The sequence below is a fragment of the Rhodospirillales bacterium genome (genome assembly GCA_016712595.1).
Taxonomy (GTDB): Bacteria; Pseudomonadota; Alphaproteobacteria; order Rhodospirillales; family Defluviicoccaceae; genus Defluviicoccus.
Genome location: JADJQT010000001.1, coordinates 1,365,663 through 1,385,710, shown reverse-complemented (window position 1 = coordinate 1,385,710; position 20,048 = coordinate 1,365,663). Strand labels below are relative to the sequence as shown.

Sequence of the window (20,048 nt, the reverse complement as noted above, 5' to 3'; positions counted from 1 at the left end):
TGCTGCAGGATCGGCGGCGAGGAGAGCCACGACGGCGATCAGCCCCGCTTTCGCGTGCGTCGCGCAACGGCCGGAACGCGTCATCGCCACATCTGGGCGGTTACGATCGTGGCGATCGACCGGCCTATTCCGTGGCAACGACGTCGACCTCGCCGCGTACGGTTTCCTGCTCGCCCGGAACCTTGGCCGCTAGTGTCAGCGCCCAGCGACCCGCCATGCTCAGGTCTACTTCGAAGCAGTAGACGCCGGGTTCCTCGAATGCCACGGGCGTAACCTTGCTGGTCATGCCACCCATGTTTTCGGGCGACATGTCGAGCCGCGTCTGAAAGATGACCGCGTTCGCGACCGGTTTGCCGGATGCCTTGTTCAGCAGCCGTACACCAACAATCGCATCGCTGCCCTGCCCGACCTTCGCCGTCGCGGCTTCAAAGGCATAATCTTCAGCGGCTGCACTTGCCTCGTGGTTCGCGCCTAAAGATAGCGTGGCGGCAATGAGCAGTACGCCGAACATCCGTTGCATGTAAAATCTCCACTTCGTCGTGCTGCGCGCACGCATTCGATCCCTGTCTCAGTGGTTATGTCCACCATGCGGGTCCGCGTGTCCGGTAAATCGGGAAAATGGTGCCAGCCCCTTCTGCCCTTGCTCGGGGCTCACGACCCCTTGGCTGGCTGCGGCGACACCGGCGCCGTGGCCGTACACCAGTTCGCCACCAAACCAACCCTGGAAGACGAGAAGCGTGAAAGCCGCTGCGGCTGACGCCAAGTAGGCCCTCCCCACACGTCCGCCAGGACCGCTGCGGCGCCGGATCCGCAAACGCCAGACCGCCAGCAGCAATATGACGGCAAGCAGCACCCATCCGATGTCGCGGTGCAAATGAACGTATCCGTGCGTCGCCATCGCCAGATCGGCGCGGTGCATATCAACGAGACCGGTCATAACCGCGCCTGCCGCGCCGACCGCCGCGAGGACGAGGCACCAGAAGCCCAGCGCCCTCGCCTCCGTGCTCACGCGCACGGAGGCGAGGGCATCCGCAGCGAGCGAAACCGTCAGCAAGGCTATTGGGAAATGCACGAGGATCGGATGAACAGGCAACATGGCTGCCTCAGCCGTTGCTCAGATCGGCGATACGGCCCTCGGCATCGACCCGGATGGTCACTCGGTCCTCGACCACCTCGTCGCCGACATCCTCACCCGGCGCCATGATCCTTACCAGCGTGCCCATGAGATCGAGAATAGCGCGTGGGGCGTGATCGTGACCTTCGTGCGCGCCTGCTATGGTCGCGGGCACAACCCCGGCCAGGATAGCCGTAGCGAGAATGCCTCTGCCTTTAAGGCTTAGCCGTCGGGCCGCGTCAGGCGTTCGGAGCATGTCTTCGTTAACCATTGGACTTCGTTTCACCTCACGACAGATCGTTGTTCTCGTGTGGCTCCTTTTTTTAGAGGGCTCAGGTATCCCGACGTTTTCGCGCTTGTAACAAATTGTTGCGGCGAGCCGCCAACTGGCCGCTGGTGGATCAGGAACTGAAGCGGCGGACCGGAGCCACCGCCGTTTGCGGCTTGGTTCCGCAACGCGGTTCCGAATGTGTCGTGTCCGGGCGTTAGGAGTTGCTGGGCGCCGCGTGCGTCAGCGTCCTTCGAGCCAAGCCATGGCATCGCTACGCGCCGACGGTTGGAAGTACCTGACCTGCCCGGCTTTATAGACGTCGGCAAGGCGTTCACCTTCGCCTCTTCAGGTGTCTGATCCGACAATTGCGATGCGACGAACGCGTTCTTGGTAACCCATGCAGAAAGTGGTGCAGGCGGTGCGTGTCCCTGCCTCCCACCCGTCCAATCGTTCCCAGTCCATCAAGACGTAAAGCGTGCCACCGCCGCGATGACGAACGTGCAGACTGAATTCTGCTCCAGGGGCCCGTTCGAATGCAGCTGTAACCCCATCCAAACCCTCATCCGTTATTCTGCGACTTATCCGAAGTATGATCATGTTCTGGATAATATGCGTTTCTATCACGTGACTATTCCTTGCATATATTCAGGATACGGACGTTTTTCTTCGAAATCGTGATACCCGAACAAGGAACGAGCCGGCTGTTATTTGTATTTGTGTGACATTGTCCATCTACGACGTGACCTCAACGCCGCCGTGTTTCGAATCGCGGTTGGCAAACTTCAGATAAAGTATCGTTCCGCTCGGCAGCCGCGTCTGAAACACGATCTTGAATTGTGCGACCGGGTAGATTGTCCGGAAATTTCGGGCGCGCGGTGTCCTTGTTAAGAGCGGGTCGCTGGCTTCGTACGTCGATCGATCCGGAAGAACTGCTGTGGCGATGACCTGCCTTCTTGAGAAAGCATTATTGTAGGCTCCCAGCCTGCGGACTTGGCCATAGACGGTGGTCTCTTCCTGATCTGCCAGGACGGGGTTACGCCTTGAATGTTGACCTTTGGTGTGTTCTCGACCAGCACGTCCACCGCACCAGTCTCTGAGAGATTGGTGCGCCCGGTGGCGCACGCCGAGAGAGATGTTACGAAAGCCATCAGGATGAAGAAGCCGAAGCGCCTGAACGCAAACATCACCGCTCGTCCCGTCCCACATGCAGGTTGTGGCGTGTGGCCTCCCCGCTACACCCGCGTAACCCGACAACAGACAACCGCTCGTCCGCGCGCTACTGGCGGGCCTCGAACGTCGCTGTGCCCTCGACGGGCTCCGCCTCGCTCGGGACCGTCGCGATGATGTCGAGTTTCCAAGTCCCGGGCATGGAAACGTCTCCCATCAGCCGGTAGAGACCGGGCGACGGCGCTCCGAGCAGCTTGACTTCTCCGCCCATGGTGGTCGCCATCGGCATCGACCCCTTATGCGCGAAGTGAGGCATTGTCATTTCCAGATGGCCCCGGGTGATCGTGGCATCCTCCACCGGCTGCCCGGTTGACGTCCATGTCAACTTGAGATTGAATTCGCTGTGGGTGCCGACGGCGACCGGCTGATCGACCACTTCGAAACGGTACTCTTGTGATCGATCGGCGGCATGGGCGAGCGACGAAACTGCGATGAGGGCGGCGGTCAGCACTCCCAGCGCAGGGGATGGTAGGCAAACTTCGGGCGAACGAAGAAGGCGCATCGGACTCTCCTGGAAACACGCTCTGCCTTACGGCAACCGATGCGAAAGAATGAGCGCAGCCGGTTTCTCCAGTTTTTCGACTTTGTAAAATAATGTGTCTGGCTGGCTATCGAGCGGCGGACTTCGGCAACGCAACGAGGACGCGCAAGCCGCCGCAGTTCCGGGTCTGCAGCGTGATGTCACCGCCGTGCGCGCGGACCACCGTGCGGGCGACGGTCAAACCCAGCCCCGAACCGCCGGTCTCGCGGCTGCGGCTGCCTTCAATGCGATAGAACGGATCGAACACCCGTTCGCGCTCGGTTTCGGCAATCCCCGGCCCGTCGTCCTCGATCATCACAATCACTTCGTCCGCCCCGTCTGTCAGCGAGACCCGCGCCCGCCCGCCGTACTTGACCGCATTCTCGATCAGGTTCGACAGGGCGCGCTTGATTGCCAGAGGCTTGCAATGAAGGGGCGCGAAATGATCCCCTGACAGCACAACGTCGTCGCCGGTATCCCCCAAGTGATCGCAGATCGTTTTCAAGATGGAGCCGATGTCGCTCGTCCGGCCTTCCTCGCCGGTCTCGTCGCCGCGGAGAAAAGCCAGCGCGGAATCGATCATTCGCTCCATCTCGTCGAGGTCGGCGTCGATCGACGCGCGCAACTCTCTGTCGCCGACGAATTCGGCACGCAGCCGCAACCGGGTGAGGGGTGTCTTCAGGTCGTGGGAAACGGCGGCCAGGGTTTGCGTTCGGTCCGTGATCAGCCGCCGGATCCGCGAGCGCATCGTATTGAACGCTTTGGCTACCTGGCGGATCTCCCTCGGCCCTGCTTCCGGCGCCCCTTGCGCGGAAATGTCGGTGCCGACCCGGTCCGCTGCGTCTGCAAGGGCCCGCAGCGGAGCCGTCATTGAGCGGACAAGAAGGACCGAAACGACGATGATGCCCACCGCCATCGCGGTGAGTGAGCCAAGGACGTCGTGCTCGACCGTCGCGCCCTGCCTGAAGGCGTTCAAGCTGAATGTCACCCAGCTGCCATCTCCGAGTTGCATCGACGCCAGAAGCAGGTGGCGATGCCGCTCGGCGTCGTCCGCATAGCCGAAGCGCAGCCGATGCTCGGCGAGCGCGGGCGCCAGTTGGCGGATGCGTCGCCGCAGATCGGCAAGGCGCTCGGTCTCGACGGTCCGATCGCTCATCAGGCTCGACCGGCTCCAATGGACTTCCAGATCGGGCGAGGAAAGGGCATGTGCCGTCGGTTCCCGCTGGTCCGCCGGCAGTTCGTCGAGGGCATGTATTGCGGACACCAAATGTTCGGCCAAGCCTTGCTCGCGTGTCGAGCCGAGAAGGTTTTCCGTGCCGATCTGGTAGATCCATATGCTCCACAGATGGAACAATCCGAGGCCGATCACCAGAATGACGATAGTCCGTCCGGCGAGTGTGTCGGGAACCAGCCGCCTCACAGCCGGCTGACCGTCGGCACGAAGATGTAGCCGGCGCCGCGAACGGTTTTAATGAGCACCGGCGACGTTTCGCCGGCCTCCAGCTTGCGTCGCAGCCGGCTGACCTGGACGTCGATGCTTCGATCGAACGGCTCCGCCGATCGGTTCCGCGACAGATCGAGCAGTTGATCGCGCGAGAGAATCCGGTTCGGGTGCTCGATGAAAGCCAGCAGCAGATCGTATTCTCCGCCGCTCAGATCGATCGCGACGCCGCCGGCTGACGTCACATCGCGCCGCTGCGTGTCTAGGGTATAGCCGGCGAACGTGATCAGACGACCACCGATCACCAGATCGGCGTCGGGCTGGGCGGCCGCCCGCCGCAGGACGGCCCGGATGCGCGCCAGTAGTTCGCGCGGGTTGAACGGCTTCGGCAGGTAGTCGTCGGCGCCTAGTTCGAGTCCGACGATCCGATCGGTATCCTCGCCTTTGGCGGTCAGCATGATGATCGGCACCGACGAGCCCGCGCGCAGTTCCCGGCACAGATCGAGACCCGAGGCCCCCGGCAGCATCAGATCGAGGACGATCAGATCGATCTTTGCCGCAGCGAGGGTCTCACGCATCTCGATGCCGTCGCGGGCGCTGGATGCACGATAGCCACTCTCGCGCAGGAAGCGCGCAATCAGCTGCCTGACCTGACTGTCATCATCGACGACGAGAATGTGGGCTTCCGGTTCCAGGTTGTTCACCACCTCCGCTCCGCTTCCCTTGAATTGCGCGCATCGCAGAAGCCGACTGAGCGCCAAGTACAGGAAGAATCGTCGACAGGTGTCAACATGCTCCGCGCCAGACCGCCACCGCACGTGGGAGAAACTCGGCATGATCGGCGCTGCTCAAAAGTCAAAAAGACGATCGTCGGCGGCGGCGATACGACGCTGATGCCTGAAGCGGGGTCCGACTCATTCCCAATCGGTCGAGCGATGGCAACACGAGCATATCTTTCTCGGCGCGAATCATGCCCACAACGAGCGGCGCACATAGTTGTCATCGGCTTGACCGCGTAGTGATAGTCGGGAAAATCTGCACATGATCTCGAATCCGGTCAGCGTTTTCACCAAAGCGGCCACCTGATCGATCAGGATTGGCACGGCGTTTGGGTGTTTCGTCCATGCCGCCCCGCGGGGCGGCATGGACGTCCAGCGTCTGACCTGGGTTGCACCGTAGGGTTGTCCTTGCTGGTGTTAAAGAGGGTTAATTGGCGGTGGCGATCATCGCGGCAGCGGTGCGGGTTTTGCGCAGGGACTCGCCCTTGAGCTCATGCCGGGTGGCGTTGCGAACGTTGCGATCGAGGATGGCGTCGGCGTACGTCGGATCGCCGATCATGTCGTGCCAGCGATCGACCGGCACCTGGGTGGCGAGGATGATGGCGCGGCGGTCGTACCGATCATCGACGATTTCCATCAGATCGCGGCGCTGCTGAGCGGTCAGATCGGTCATCGCCCAGTCGTCGAGAATGAGCAGGTCGACCTTGGCCAGCCGACGCATCAGGCGGCTCACGGCATTGGCGAGGCGTGTAAATCGGCTTCGAACCGGGGCTCTTCTCTATTCGGCCGGTTGAGGTCAAGCGCTTTCAGGCGATCCGCCGTTCCGTCGGTTGCTGTCGCTCGCGGATCCGCGCTTCTCTTCGGGATCAGCCGTTTGGCTCTCCCAGCATGGGATCAGGAAGATGGGGTGGAACAATCTGACGCGCGTCCTGATCACGTGTCGGGCGACCGGCACAAGAGCCCAGGCGAACTCACCCCATCCATCGTCCCGCGAGGGACATCGATCCGCCGGCTGGCGGAACTCAAGATTTCCTTCTCGTGCGACGGGAGGCTTCGGAAACCCGTCAGACAGAAGCCGGTATGCTCTCCCTGGTCCAGCGGAACTCCGTGCCGTCCATCCACATGCGATGCATGATCACCGCCAGTCGGCGGGCGAGCGCGACAATCGCCTTTTGCTGACCGCGCCGTTTGGCGATGCTCATCGCCCAGGCCTTCAGCCACGACCATGTCTGTGCTCGCGTCAGCATGACCTGAGCGGCTTCGTAGAGCAGGTGACGCATCATCTCGTCCCCGCACAGCGAGATCCGACCCAGCCGGTGGCTCTCTCCCGATTGATGCAGCACGGGCGTCAACCCCAAGGCTGGGCCGACAGCCTTTGAGCTCGTGAACCGTGCTGGACTGTCGATGGTGCTTCGGAACGCCAGCGATACGACCGGACCGACGCCGGGTATCGTCATCAACCGCCGGCAGACGGCGTCATCTCGAACGATCGCGAGCAGCCTGCGGTGGAGTGCCATGAACGCCTCGCGAAGCTGTTTCCTGGATGCCAGGAGCGGTTCCATGATTTCGACGAGGTCGGGCAAGCCCTCGACAAGCTCCCGGATCCGTTGGTCGAATTTGAGCACGCCGACGACGCCGACCTTGAGCCCGAAGTTGCGCAGCAGGCCGCGGATGTCGTTCTCGATGGCGATGAATTTCTCCTGCAGCAGCTTACGGGCCGTCAGCAGGGCGCGATGCTTCTGGCTGGTCAGGGTCTTCACATGCACGGGCCGGAATAGCTGCACACGCATCATTTGGGCGATGCCGCGGGCGTCATTGCGGTCGCTCTTGTTGACCTGGGCTTTGAGGAACGCCTTCGTGTGCCGGGTTTCAATGCAGACCACCGGCAATCCGGCTTCCGCCATCCCACTGAACAGCCATTGCGACAAGGGCCCGGCCTCGAGACCGACCCGGACAAGCCGCCAGGCTGTATCCCTGAGTAACCGCGCCAGATCCTCCGGATGGCTCGGCACCTTCCCTTCGCAGCAGATCGCGCCCGCTTCGTCGACAATGCACACCGAGGTCTCTTTGACCGAAACGTCCAGACCGGCATAGTGCTTCATGCTGCGCTTCTCCATCTGATGCTGTGGCTGTTTCAATCCACACCACGTCTATCATCAACCTGAAGCGCAGCGCCTTCTCCGAGGGTTGGGGAAAGCGGCGGCAGGCCGAATACCCCATCTGACGCAATTTTGGTGGTGATGGCACGAATTAAGCGCCGACGAGGCGAGCCTGGAGCAGGTCGACCTAAGAGTTTCACGTGTCCCTCCCTTCGCCTCGTCGGCTGGTGCCGGTTCTCGGCCCGATTGTTGAGACCATTTTGCTGCCTTTGCTCGACGCCCGGCATGGCCTCGCGCTTGGCGGCGGGGTAGATCTTCAGCTTATCGGTCAGCATCACTCTTGGCGCCCACCCCTGTTTCTTCAGGAGCTTTCGCAGCAACCGCTTAGCCACCTTCTTGCTGAACTTGTCGAGGCAATCAGGCACGCGCATATGTCGATGCGGCTGATATGTCCGTAGCAACTGAGCGGCAGAAAGCGGACGCGAGAGCGCAGTCGCGATAGCTCCTCGGAGCGGTCGCATTCGGCCGCAGGCGATGTCCGCTTCTTTCATGAAGCGGGCCGGATGCGAACACTCCCGGCTCTGCTGCCGCGACCGGCAGTTGGACCCTTCCGCGCTACTTCCGGGTCACCTCTTGAGCAGGTGATCCCTGTATGGCGGCGAGGCGCAGGAATCGCCGCTTCATCGCATTGACATCGGCAAGATACTTCGCGACGACCTGGTCGCCGCACCGCTCGCCGGCCATCGGACGAAAGCCGCGGTGGGCGAAAGCGCGGGCAGGTCCCGAGCCACAGAGATGGATGACGGCGGCGAGATCCTGCACCTGTTGCGGGCTCGCCCGACCGTCGCGCTTGCCAGCGAGGATCGCCGTGACATTGCGGTCGAGAAGCACCGCCGTGAGTTCGATGGCATGGCTCGGAAAGATCCGGGAGTAGAAGCCGCTGAACCGGCAGCCCTCTTCGACGACGGTGTGCTGGCGTATGCAGTAGTGCTGCGCGTCGGCGAACGCGGCATCGGTCAACTGGTACATGCCGACGGCGCTCGAGGCGGGCTGGTAAATTGCGAAGGGGTTCCAGGTCAGCCGCCAACTCCAGTAGGTGCGCGCAACAGGATTACCGTCGCTCTCGACCTGCGCGAGCGCCGCCAGCAATTCGGGTGCGACGGCGTCCGTCGAATACTCGCGGAACAGCGCTCCATATTGCCGCCACGTCTCGGCCGGCATCTTGGAGAACGCGCTACTCACGGGAAAGAACAGCTCCGTCGGCTTCCGGACCACCTGATAGACGAGGTTCATGGCCGAGACGGCCGCAACGACCAGTGCCATCACGACGACGATCCGAACCGACGGTGGAGCCGAGAGCACCCGCCGTCGGGCCCGGCGCGCGCGGTCGAGCCAACGGTGAGCGCGTCGGCGCAGAGGGTTTCGGCGTCGACGGGTCCGTGTCCTGGGAGACAGGATCCCGGCTATGCGCGATGTACCCGTGCGACGCCTCATGAACACTCTTGAGCAGCGCAGAGAAGTGGCTGGCGGTCGACGTTGACCCGGAGACGCCCCCTCTCGGTCAGCTCATCCGGCAGCTCGGGATTTGGACCGCTGTCGCTTCGGTTGCTCAGTGGCTTCGGCCGCCGTTCTGCCCAAGCCGATTTGCTTGGCGAACTCCGAGCGCCGGGCGGCGTAGTTGGGCGCCACCATCGGGTAGTCGGCCGGTAATCCCCACTTCTCGCGGTACTGCTGCGGCGACAGGTCGTAGGTCGTCCGCAGATGGCGCTTCAGCATCTTCAGCTTCCTGCTGTCTTCCAGGCAGACGATGTAGTCGGGCGTGACCGACTTGCGGATCGACACGGCCTGCTTCAATGGTTCGGCGTTCTGCGGCGCCACCGCGCCGTCCAGGTCCGCCAGCGCCGCGACGACGCTGAGAATGAGCTCGGGCAGTTGCGTCGCCGGTATCGGGTTGTTTCCCACGTAGGCGGTGATGATCTCGGACGTCAGCTACAGAAGTGTCGTCTCGCCGCTCTCAGCTCCACTCGACGCATTCATGGTCTCGATCGATCCTCTCTCTTTATGCCGGGCGTCGTCCTTCCGACCAGCGGGAACGTCGCAAGACACCAGGGGCTACACTGTAGAAACTCTGCTGTGCGAGTCACCGGCGATTTTCCCGGCGATCACGGGCGGGGCCAGGGGAACGCCGATCCGGTACGGCCCGAGGAACAGGTCGCCCCGGGCGCGGCGCAGCAAATAGGTGATCCGCCGCTGCGCCAGATGATGCGGACGATCGTGCAGCATGTGGCAGCGTTGGCAGAGGCTGCGCAGATTGCGCAGGCGGTTGTTGGTCGGATCATGATCCAGGTGCGCCGCGGCGAGCACGACGCGCGTCATCCGCATCCGCGCCGCCTGTTCGAGGTCGGGCCATCGGGCTAGGCGTCCATGCCCGTCCCGCCAAGTCCGCCGTGCCGGATCGAACCATCGTCCGTCCGGCAGGCACCGCAGGGCGAGCCCGTGCGGCCGGCCGCAGCCCTGGCAGACGCCGCCGGCCCGCTCGAAGCGCACGCGCCGGCTGAGATCGGCCCAGTGCGGAGGATATAGGCTGCGCAGCTCGCGCCGGATCGGCATTGTCGCTTACTCCGAAACCGTGGCGACGGCAGCGGCAGGTTCCGGCTGCCGACCCAGCACGCGGTAGACTGAGGCACGGCCGATGCCGAGGCGCCGGGCGATCGCCGCCGGCCCGAGCTTCTCCTCGGCATGAAGACGCCGAACCTCGGCGGCGTCGATCGACGGCTTGCGTCCCTTGTAGACGCCGCGCTCCTTCGCCGCCTTGATCCCCTCCATCTGCCGCTCGCGGCGCAGATTGCTCTCGAACTCGGCGAACACGCCCAGCATGTCGATGAACGCTTTGCCGGCAGCCGAACCTGTGTCGACCGGCTGCTCGGTCGCCTTCAGCGGGCTCTGTTGCATTGACCGGGTTGGGCGGCTAGCAGACGGGCTTTTGGAGTGTCTCCGCGATGTCTGTGTTCAAGCGTCGCCGATTTCCGGCCGAGATCCTCCTGCTGTGCGTTCGCTGGTACTGCAAGTATGGGATCAGCTACCGGGACCTTGAGGAGATGATGGCCGAGCGCGGGGTGGATGTCGACTTTTCGACGCTTTATCGGTGGGTTCAGCGCTATGCGCCAGAGATCGAGAAACGGGTCCGCTGGTACCAGGGCTACCGGTCGCCGTCCTGGCGCGTTGACGAGACCCACGTCAGGGTGGGTGGCAAGTGGAAATACCTGTTCCGTGCCGTCGACAAGCAGGGGCGCTTGATCGATTTCATGCTGTCGGACCGGCGGAACACCAAGGCGGCGCGTCGCTTTCTGGCCAAGGCATTGAAGGTCATGCGCAACTGGATGCCGGTGTCGATCACGACCGACAAGCTCGGCTCCTACCCGAAGGCACTGCGCCGGTTGAAACGGAAGGGCGCGCTGGAAGACACGGTCAAGCATCGGACGTCGAAGTATCTCAACAACATTATCGAGGCCGATCATGGTGCGCTCAAACGGGTAATCCGTCCCACAAGGGGCTTCCAGTCGATGAAAACTGCGTACGCCACGATCAAGGGTTTCGAGATCATGTGCATGATCCGCCGCCGCCATTGCATCCTGATCGAACCGGGGGCTACAGGCGAAGTCCGATTCGTCAACAAACTCTTCGATCTTGCCGCCTAATCCCCGCTGCGGAGCAAGCCAAATTCTGTCCGACCGCGGTTAATGCAACAGAGCCGTTCGTTGTTTTCGGCGATGCGCCTTGCGTCCTGCGCCGCCGCGAGCCGTTGACGTTCGTCCCTGTGGCGCTGGGCGAGGGGGGTCGGCGCGCTGGAAGGCCATCTACCACCAGCCGCACGGGTTTGCCCGCCATCGGCAGATCCGCCAGCCACCGCTGATACCGACTGTGGATCCGCTTCGATCGCGTGCCACAACCCGGACAGGCGCTCTCGCTGGTGACGTCCCGACGACCAATGGCGGTGGCCGGCGCCCTTTAACCGAGTCGGACGTGCAGCCGATGCGTACCGCCGTCGTCGGCGAGCCGGAGGCGTAATGGTCGCTCGGTGAGGAGGTTCTCGTCGAGGGTGGCGACCGCGACACCGCGCTCGACACCGCCGGGGTTAGCAACGTTGATCTCGTACCGCGCTGATCGGTGCCGGAGCAGTATGTCGAAGCCCGGCCAGGCGCGCGGGATGCAGGGATCGAGGTGCAGGAAATCGCCTTGCAGGCGCAGCCCCAGAATGCTCTCCACCCCTGCGCGCTGCATCCAGCCCGCGGAGCCGGTGTACCAGGTCCAGCCGCCGCGTCCGATATGCGGCGGTTTCGCATACACGTCGGCGGCGACGACATAGGGCTCCACCTTGTAGCGGAGCACGCCCGCCCGGGTGCGGGCATGGTTGACCGGATTGAGGATCGAGAACAACCGGGCGGCCCGGTCACCCTCCCCCAGGGCGGCGAAGGCGATCACCGACCACGCGGCGGCATGGGTGTACTGACCGCCGTTTTCGCGGATCCCGGGCGGGTAGCCCTTGACGTAGCCGGGATCGAGCGGCGTCGCGTCGAACGGCGGGGCGAACAGCAACGCCAACCGGTCGTCGGCGCGGATCAGTTCCCGCTCCACCGACGCCATGGCGCTGGCGGCCCGCTCGGGCAGCGCGACGCCGGAGATCACCGCCCACGACTGCGCGATAGCATCGATCCGGCACTCCGTGCCCGCCGCCGAGCCGAGCGGCGTGCCGTCGTCGAACCAGCCGCGCCGGTACCAGTCGCCGTCCCAGGCTTCGCGATCCAGCGATGCTGCGAGCCCCGCGGCGTGAGCCCGCCACGCCGCGGCGCGGACAGCCTCGCCTCGTGCGAGGGCGAGCGGCGCGAACGCGGTCAGCGTCGCGTGCAGCAGCCACCCGAGCCAGACGCTCTCTCCCCGGCCCGCTTCGCCAACCCGGTTCATACCGTCGTTCCAGTCGCCGGTGCCGATCAGCGGCAGACCGTGGCTGCCGAGCGAGAGGCTGTGGTCGAGGGCCCGCGCGCAATGCTCGAAGAGGGTGGCGGTTTCGTCGGCAACGGCGGGGGCGAAGAAGTTCTCATGCTCGTCCGCAGCCAGCCGTTGGCCCTCGAGAAACGGAACTGCGTCGTCGAGGACAGCGCTGTCGCCGACGGTGGCGACGTAGTCGGCAACGGCGTAGGCGAGCCAGACGCAGTCGTCGGAAATCCGAGTGCGGACGCCCTGGCCGGAGTGCGGCAGCCACCAGTGCTGGACATCGCCCTCGGAGAACTGACGCGCCGCGGCACGCAGCAGGTGATCGCGCGTCAGCTCGGGCCGCGCGGTGGCGAGCGCCATCCCGTCCTGCAGCTGGTCGCGAAAACCATAGGCGCCGCTCGCCTGGTAGAATGCCGAGCGCGCCCACATCCGGCACGCCAGCGCCTGGTAGAGCAGCCAGCCGTTCAGCATGATGTCCATCGGCCGGTCGGGCGTTTTCACCTGCACCGCGCCCAGCACGCGGTCCCAGAAAGCGCCGACATCGGATCGCACGTCGTCGAGATCGGCAGTGCGGTAGCGGGCGAGCAGGCTCCGCGCTTCCTCGGCGCCGGCGGCATCGCCGAGCAAGAAGACGATCTCGATCGTGCCGCCAGCCTCCAGCTCGACCGTGGTCCTGAGCGCACCGCAGGGGTCGAGGCCAGCGCCAACCGTGTTCGACAGCGGCCCGGCCACGGCCAGCGCCGCCGGGCTCGCCAGCGTTCCGTTGCGGCCGATGAACTCCCGGCGATCGCCGGTCCAGTCCGTCTGCCGCCCGGCGAGATCGGCGAAGGCGACACGTGCGCCGAAAGCAGTATTCCAGGGATTGCGGACGAACAGCGCACCGCTGGCGGAATCGGTTTCGGTGGTGACGAACGGCGCCGATGCGGCCCGCGACGGACCCAGCACCCATTCCACGTAGGCGGTGATCGAAAGCCGGCGGACGCGGTCGGAGGTGTTGCGAAGCGTCAGGCGGGAGATCTTGACTGGGTCGTCGAGCGGCACGTACTGCAGGAGGTCCGCCACGATCCCGTTCGCTGAGAGCTCGAACCGGCAGTATCCGCGACCATGGCGGGCGACGTAAGTCGCCGCTTCGTCGCGGATCGGCGCCGCGGTCGGGCTCCACAGGTGGCCGGTGTCCTCGTCGCGAAGATAGAATGCCTCGCCGGGCGGGTCGGTGACGGGATCGTTCGACCAGGGCGTCAGCTGGTGCTCGCGGCTGTTGACCGACCAGGTGAAACCGGCGCCCTCGGTCGACGCCTGAAAGCCGAAGACGGGATTGGCGACGACGTTGATCCAGGGCGCCGGTGTGGACTGCCCGGGGCCGAGAACGGTGACATATTCCCTTCCGTCGTCGTTGAACCCGCCGAGGCCGTTGAAGAACTCGAGGCCCGGCACGAGCGGTGCCGGTCGTCCCCGCGCACCGGCCACAACACGCTTGCGCGGGATCGGGGCAGAGGCCTTTCCCTCCGGTACTCGATCGAGCTGATCAGAAAGGCGCCCGCGCTGGCCCACGAATACCACCCGCGCTACGGACGAGAGAAGGGCGCGTGTCTCCGCCGAGATCAGGTCCGCGCGCAGCGTGAAGACCCGGCCCGATACTCCGTCCACCCGCACCTGCGGCCGCGACTGGCTGGTGCGCACCATGGTTTCCAGCGCCGCCTGCAGGTCTTGGACATAAGAGGACTCGCGCTCATTGAGGATGACCAGATCGACGTCGAGACGTTTCATCCGCCAGTATTCATGGCCCTGCAGCAACTGCCGGGCGACATCGAGGTTCTCGGATTCGGAGATGCGCAGCAGCACGATCGGCAGATCGCCGGAGATGCCGTTCGCCCAGAGCCCCGGCTGTCCGCCGCCGCCGCGCCGGATCGCGTCGGACGACGGGCGCATCGTCGGCGCCGCATACAGCAGGTGTCCGGCAAGACGCTGGAACAGGGCGGCTTCGCCCGCATCGATACCGAGGTGATGCAGCTGCACCTGCGCCTGAGTCCAGGCCAGCGTCGCTGCACGCTCGAAGGCGGGAATGTCCCGGTGCCTGTCGGCGAGGTCGAGGACTGCGGCACGGCTCGACGCGACCATCGTCCAGAAGGCGATGCGCACCACCGCGCCTGGAGCGACGCGGATCCGACGGCGCAGGGCGAACACCGGGTCGAGCACGGTGCCGACGGTGTTTGACAGCGGCCGCCCGTCGAAGATTGCGATCGGCGTTCGGGCGCCGCAACCTCGGCCGAGAAAACGCGCCCTGTCCGTCTCGACCTCCGGGGTGCCTACGCAATCGCCATCGACGATCGCGAGGTGGGCGGCCCAAGTCTCCGGCTCGCCGGGCGCGCGCCGCCGGCGGGTGGCCAGGATGACACCGACGTCGGGGAGATACTCGGTTTCTACGAACAGCTTGGAGAACGCGGGATGGGCGATGTCGGCAGCCTGCGGTGCCAGCACCAGTTCGACATAGGAGGTGATGTCGATCAGCCGCGTCCGGTTGCCGGCGTTCGACACCGAAATACGCCGCACCTCGGCAGCGTCTTCCGCCGAGACGAGCACCTCCATCGTCGTCGAGAGCGCGCCATCGCGGCGTCGGAACTCGGCGCGGTCCTCCTTGAAATTGGCGTCGAAGGCGTCGGGCTCGGCACCGGTCGGCTGAAATCCGGCCGACCACACCGTTCCGTCGCCGACGTCCCTGAGGAAGACGTAGGACCCCCAGTCGTCGCAGGTGACGTCCTCACGCCACCGGGTTACCGACCGATCCCGCCAGCGGCTGTATCCCGATCCGGCCGCCGTCAGCATCACCGCGTACTCGCCGTTCGAAAGCAGATGCGTCGCCGGCGTCGCGCCATGCGGCGTCGTCAGCCGCCGGCTGCCGAGCGACTGGGCCTCCAGCACCTTCGCCGCCGTCCTCACCTCGGCGCGCAACGGCCGCGCCACCGCCACGTCCCGCGGCGTGCGCTCCTGCAGAAGCAACTCGGTCGCCTGGACGATGGGCTCGGCATGGAATCGCGTTCGCATAACGCCGTCGAGCAGCGCATCGGCGATGGCGACGATCGTCATGCCTTGATGGTGCGCCATGAACGCCTGCACGATCGCAAGGCCTTGGCCTTCCGGCACCCGCAGCGGCGTGTAGTCGAGAGCTTCGCAGTAACCGTAGCGGCCGCGCGCGCCGACCGCCGCGAGCCTGTCGAAGTTGCGTGCCGCCGCGCGCGGATCGACCATCGTTGCCAGCGCCGTGGCGTACGGTGCGACGACAGCGTTGTCGCCGAGCCCGCGCTTCAGGCCGAGACCGGGGACGCCGAAGTTCGAATACTGGTAGGTGAACTCCAGGTCTCGCGCATTGTAGGCACTTTCCGAGATGCCCCAGGGCAAGCCGAGCGTGGTACCGTGGTCGATCTGCCGCCGAACGATCAGACGGCTGGTTCGCTCGATGAGGCTGCCCGCCGGTGCACGCATCACCAGCGCCGGCATCAGGTACTCGAACATCGATCCCGACCAGGAGATCAGCGCTGCGCCATAGGCGACCGGCGTGACGGTGCGGCCGAGGCGGAACCAGTGGCGAGCCGGAACGTCGCCTTTGGCGATGGCGATGAAGCTGGCGAGCCGCGCCTCCGACGCCAACAGATCGTAGCAGCTCGGGTCTAGGGTGCTCTCCGCCACCCGATAGCCGATTGCCAGCAACTTGCGTTCACGGTCGAACAGGAAGCCGAACTCCATGGCCAGCGCCGTCGCCCGCGCTGCCTCTTCCAGCACCGCGAGGCGTGCTGCCGCCGCGCTGGCTTCGTCTACCGACAGATCGACATCGCGCCGATGGCTGTCGATCGCGCGCTGCGTCGCCGCCACCCAGAACAGCATGTCGCCGCCGATCTCGTCGTCTCGTTCGGTCGCCAGGGTCCGCGCGATATCGCCCAGGGTTCTGGCGCCGGCGGCAAGGGTCGCGAGCCGATCTGCCAGGGCCTCGCCGTCGGCGAGCGCTTGCCCCGTTGCCGCGGCCAGGGTGGCGAGGGCGTCGTCGAGCTGCTGCCATGTCACGGTCTGCGTCCGCCGCCCGTCATCCAGCAAGCCGGCCTCCTCGCGCGCGAGGTCGAGGGCGTCCGCAATGCCGGCGAGGCGTCGCGCATCGCTGAGCGGGTGACGGCGCCACTCCCGCAGGACATTGGCGAGCGTGATCAGGTGCCCGGCGAGATTGCCGCTGTCGACGGAGGAGATGTAGCGGGGGTCGAGCGGGCGCAGGTCCTGGGTATCGTACCAATTGTAGAAGTGGCCGCGGAAGCGTTCGAGGCGACTCATGGTGGTGAGCGTCGCCTGCAGGCGTTCCGTCGCCTCGGTCGAGCCCGTCCACCCGAAGTCGCGGGCGGCGACCGCCGACAGGAGATAGAGGCCGAGGTTGGTCGGCGAGGTGCGATGGGCGAGCACCGGGTGCGGGGTCTGCTGGAAGTTGTCCGGCGGTAGCATGTGATCGGCGGACGTCACGAACGTCTCGAAGAACCGCCAAGTCCGCCGGGCGATCAGCCGCAGCGTGCGGGCGTCGGCGTCCGACACCTCTAGCCGGCCGGCGACCAGCGGCGACAGGCTCGCCCCGCGGGCGATTGCCGGCGAGGCGATCCACAGCGCCGCGAACGCTCCTGCGATCGGCCACGTCCCGTGTCCGGCGAGCAGGGCGACGATCACCGCAAGGCCGCGGATGACCAGCGCGCCGGCCATTCGACGATAGGAGGCGAAGAGATCGAGCCGGGGGCCAACCGTCGCCTGCGCCGCCGTCACCCACTCGAGAAGATGCCGCCGGGTGACGCACAGCCGGATCAGGGTGCGCCCGATGGCGTCGCCCATCAGCCAGGCCTGATGCGCGAGAAACGCCACCTGCAGCCCGGACTGGGTCAGTGCGAGCCTGATGTCGCCGCCGAGGGCACGGACGTGGCTGTCGGGCGTCACCCCGCCACGACGGGGCAGGATGGCGCCGATCACCGGAATCAGGGTCGGCAGGACGATGGTGGCGAGCACGAAGGCGGTCCAGACGACGGCGCCGGGCAACGGCATCGCCCATCCGCCCAGCAGGGCGAGGATCGCCATGGGCGCCGAGAGCGACCGCCGCAGGTTGTCCAGCATCTTCCAGTGGCCGATCGCCGGGAGTATGCCGGGCCGCCGGTCCGCAGCCGTCGCCGGTCCACGTCCAAAGATCCACGGCAGGAGCTGCCAGTCGCCGCGCGCCCAGCGATGGCGACGCAAGGCGTCGACGTCATACCGTGCGGGGAACTCCTCGACGACCTCGACGTCAGAAGCGAGGCCGGCCCGGGCGAACACGCCTTCGAACAGATCGTGGCTGAGCATCGTCGAGTCGGGGACGCGGCCGGCGAGCGCGGCTTCGAAGGCGTCGACGTCGTAGATGCCCTTGCCGGTGTAAGAGCCCTCGTCGAACAGATCCTGGTAGACGTCGGAGACGGCGGAGGCATAGGGATCGATGCCGCTCATGCTGGAGAAGGTGCGCTGGAACAGCGAGCCTTCCCGCCCGACCGGCAGCGACGGCGTGACCCGCGGCTGAATCACCGCATGACCCTCCACCACCCGACCGGCTCGGGGATCGAAGCGAGGTTGGTTGAGCGGATGCGCGATCTTGCCCACCAGTCGGCGCACCGCGTCCCGCGGCAGCCGCGTATCGGCATCAAGGGTGACGACGTAGCGGACATCTGCAGGCACGGCCGGGGGCTCGCCGTCCAGGCCCACGAATGTGGTGTCGGTGGCGCCGCGCAGCAGGCGGTTCAGCTCGTGCAGCTTGCCGCGCTTGCGCTCCCACCCTAGCCAGCGCCGTTCGCCCTGGTTCCACACCCGTCGGCGGTGCAAGAGCAGGAACCGCTCGCCGCCGGGGGCGGGGCCGTGGCGCCGGTTGAGCGCCGCAATCCCGTCCCGTGCCGCGGCGAGGAGGGGCGCATCCCCGTCGGCGTGCTCGGTGGTGGCATCGACCCAGTCGGAGAGCAGCGCGAACTGCAGGTCGCCCTCGGGACTGGCGAGGTGATGCACCTCCAGGCGCTCGACCTGCTCCTCGATCGTCGCCAGCGTGGTCAGCAGGGTCGGCACCGCGACGAGCGTCCGGAGATTTGCCGGAATACCGTCGCGAAGCTCCATGGCCGGCAGCAACGCCGCACCGAAACCGGAAACAGCGGCACGGTTCACCAGTGCCACCGCTACGTCGACCGCCGGAATTGCGCCAAGAACGCCGAGCAGGCTGAGCCATGCGGCACCGAGTCCCGCCGCCGCCAGCGCCAGGAGCGGTAACGTCACAAGGACGGCCGTGACCAGCGCGATGGCGACCGCGTAGCCGCCGATGCCGAACACCCGGTTCAGCCGCCCGGGCCAGGCGCGCAACGGTGGGCGGAAGCCGATCAGCGCTTCGAAGTCGCGCCGTCCACCGGCGATGAGGTAGTAGCCCGGATCGCTCCGCCGGAGGTCAAGGCTGCCCACCACCGCACTGTCGGCTACAGCGACGGCTCGCTGCGCGATGTCGATTTCCGTGCGGCTGGACCCTCGCGCCAGCTCCTCGACGGCGCTCCGGTAGAGGTTGCGCGTGGGGAAATCCATGTCGAGAAAGCCACGCGCCGCGGCGAGCGCGTCGTCGACGAGGCTGACCCGCTCGACCAGCTCCGTCCAGTCGACGTCGGCGATCATGCGCATGCTGGTGATGATGTTGCGGACGGTGACGCTGGCGGCACCCTGCTGCTGGTGCACCTCGCGGACGACCGCGTCAGCGCTGGTTCCCTGCGCCAGCAGGCGCTGATCGAGCCAAGCCAGCGCCGGCGTCACCCTCGGGTCCTGATCCCGCAGCCTGTAGACGAGTTGAACCGCGAAAATGTCCGCCAGCGGGGCACGCTCGTGTTCCGCGAACACCACCGGCGCCGGCTCGGCTGTTCGGCCGATCCCCAACAAGCGGTCGGCGAGCCGGTCGGCCTCCTGCCGGGATGCGCGGTTGCGCACGATGGCCTGGGCGAAACGCCGCAGGTTCTCGAGGAGCACGATCCGCAAAGTGATCGCGAGCGCCCAGAGTTCGCCGATCGTCAGCGGCTGGACCTGCTGGTAGGCGGCGACATAGCGGCATAGCATCGCCGGATCGAACCGGCTGTCGGTGTGAGCGACGAACGCCCACGTCACCCCCAGCACCCGCGGATAGCCCGCGAACGGCCCGTCGGCGAGCTTCGGCAACTGCCGGTAATAGCCGGGCGGGAGATCGAAGCGGATGTCGTGGATCTGTTTCTCGACGAGGTGGTAGTTGTCGAGCAGCCACTCCGCCGCCGGGGTGATCGCCCGGCCCTTGTCGGTCGCCTCGGCAATGATGCGATGCGACTCCAGTAGCACCGCCGCGTTCTCGGCGAGCCGGCCCGCCAGCGGATGCCCGCGGACAGGCTTTGGCGTCACCGGCTGCGCTGCCGCCAAGCTGCGCGCGTGCTCCTCCAAGCGCTCGACGCTGAACAGCTCATGGCGGATCGGTTTCTGGTCATCCCAGGGCGTCGGCGGTCCACGGCGGCCGAACATCCGAGGAGGGTCGTCTCGCACCAGGTGCGCCTCCCGCCGGTTCCGACGCCAGAACCGCCG

General features: G+C 65.8%; 11 protein-coding genes and 5 pseudogenes. 2 read left to right on the top strand and 14 right to left on the bottom strand.

Translation table 11 applies throughout. The features are described 5' to 3' along the window. Positions 1-124 precede the first annotated feature (124 nt). Both IPK66_06345 and IPK66_06340 read right to left on the bottom strand, forming a co-directional pair. Complete coding sequence (locus tag IPK66_06345; GenBank protein ID MBK8174883.1) at positions 125-520, bottom strand: FixH family protein; 396 nt, start codon at positions 518-520, stop codon at positions 125-127. Positions 521-568: 48 nt separating this feature from the next. Then, on the bottom strand, positions 569-1,096 hold the full coding sequence (locus tag IPK66_06340; protein MBK8174882.1) for a DUF2231 domain-containing protein: 528 nt from the start codon (positions 1,094-1,096) through the stop codon (positions 569-571). On the opposite strand from IPK66_06340, the gene IPK66_06335 reads away from it, so the two are divergent. Beyond that, positions 1,095-1,340, top strand: coding sequence for a hypothetical protein (locus IPK66_06335; protein MBK8174881.1), 246 nt, complete (start codon positions 1,095-1,097; stop codon positions 1,338-1,340). The genes IPK66_06340 and IPK66_06335 overlap by 2 nt on opposite strands. A 1,321-nt stretch (positions 1,341-2,661) precedes the next feature. Here the strand turns inward: IPK66_06335 and IPK66_06330 are convergent. The 10 genes and pseudogenes from IPK66_06330 to IPK66_06285 form a co-directional block, all read right to left on the bottom strand. After that, complete coding sequence (locus IPK66_06330; protein ID MBK8174880.1) at positions 2,662-3,114, bottom strand: FixH family protein; 453 nt, start codon at positions 3,112-3,114, stop codon at positions 2,662-2,664. Between the two features lie 106 nt (positions 3,115-3,220). After that, the gene (locus IPK66_06325; protein ID MBK8174879.1) at positions 3,221-4,552 is read right to left on the bottom strand and encodes a HAMP domain-containing protein; all 1,332 of its coding nucleotides are present in this window, start codon (positions 4,550-4,552) and stop codon (positions 3,221-3,223) included. Continuing rightward, positions 4,549-5,268 carry a response regulator gene (locus tag IPK66_06320; protein MBK8174878.1) on the bottom strand — a complete coding sequence of 240 codons (720 nt, stop codon included), beginning with the start codon at positions 5,266-5,268 and terminating at the stop codon, positions 4,549-4,551. The genes IPK66_06325 and IPK66_06320 overlap by 4 nt, the downstream gene beginning before the upstream one ends. Positions 5,269-5,779: 511 nt before the next feature. Beyond that, on the bottom strand, positions 5,780-6,073 hold the full coding sequence (locus IPK66_06315) for an ATP-binding protein (protein MBK8174877.1): 294 nt from the start codon (positions 6,071-6,073) through the stop codon (positions 5,780-5,782). A gap of 343 nt (positions 6,074-6,416) precedes the next feature. After that, on the bottom strand, positions 6,417-7,454 hold the full coding sequence (locus IPK66_06310) for an IS110 family transposase (GenBank protein ID MBK8174876.1): 1,038 nt from the start codon (positions 7,452-7,454) through the stop codon (positions 6,417-6,419). A gap of 191 nt (positions 7,455-7,645) precedes the next feature. Continuing rightward, positions 7,646-7,849, bottom strand: a pseudogene (locus IPK66_06305) (IS6 family transposase). Positions 7,850-8,066: 217 nt separating this feature from the next. Beyond that, positions 8,067-8,945, bottom strand: a complete 879-nt coding sequence (locus IPK66_06300; GenBank protein MBK8174875.1) for a transglycosylase SLT domain-containing protein — start codon at positions 8,943-8,945, stop codon at positions 8,067-8,069. 72 nt (positions 8,946-9,017) lie between these two features. After that, positions 9,018-9,488 (bottom strand): annotated as a pseudogene (locus IPK66_06295) (MucR family transcriptional regulator). A 153-nt stretch (positions 9,489-9,641) separates the two neighbouring features. Continuing rightward, positions 9,642-10,061: pseudogene (locus IPK66_06290) on the bottom strand (hypothetical protein). A 6-nt stretch (positions 10,062-10,067) separates the two neighbouring features. Continuing rightward, positions 10,068-10,388 (bottom strand): annotated as a pseudogene (locus tag IPK66_06285) (recombinase family protein). 62 nt (positions 10,389-10,450) lie between these two features. On the opposite strand from IPK66_06285, the gene IPK66_06280 reads away from it, so the two are divergent. Further along, positions 10,451-11,149, top strand: coding sequence for an IS6 family transposase (locus IPK66_06280; GenBank protein ID MBK8174874.1), 699 nt, complete (start codon positions 10,451-10,453; stop codon positions 11,147-11,149). A 160-nt stretch (positions 11,150-11,309) separates the two neighbouring features. On the opposite strand, the pseudogene IPK66_06275 reads toward IPK66_06280, so the two are convergent. After that, a pseudogene (locus tag IPK66_06275) lies at positions 11,310-11,423 on the bottom strand (transposase family protein). Positions 11,424-11,459: 36 nt separating this feature from the next. Next, positions 11,460-19,988, bottom strand: coding sequence for a glycosyl transferase (locus IPK66_06270; GenBank protein MBK8174873.1), 8,529 nt, complete (start codon positions 19,986-19,988; stop codon positions 11,460-11,462). Positions 19,989-20,048: the final 60 nt, after the last annotated feature.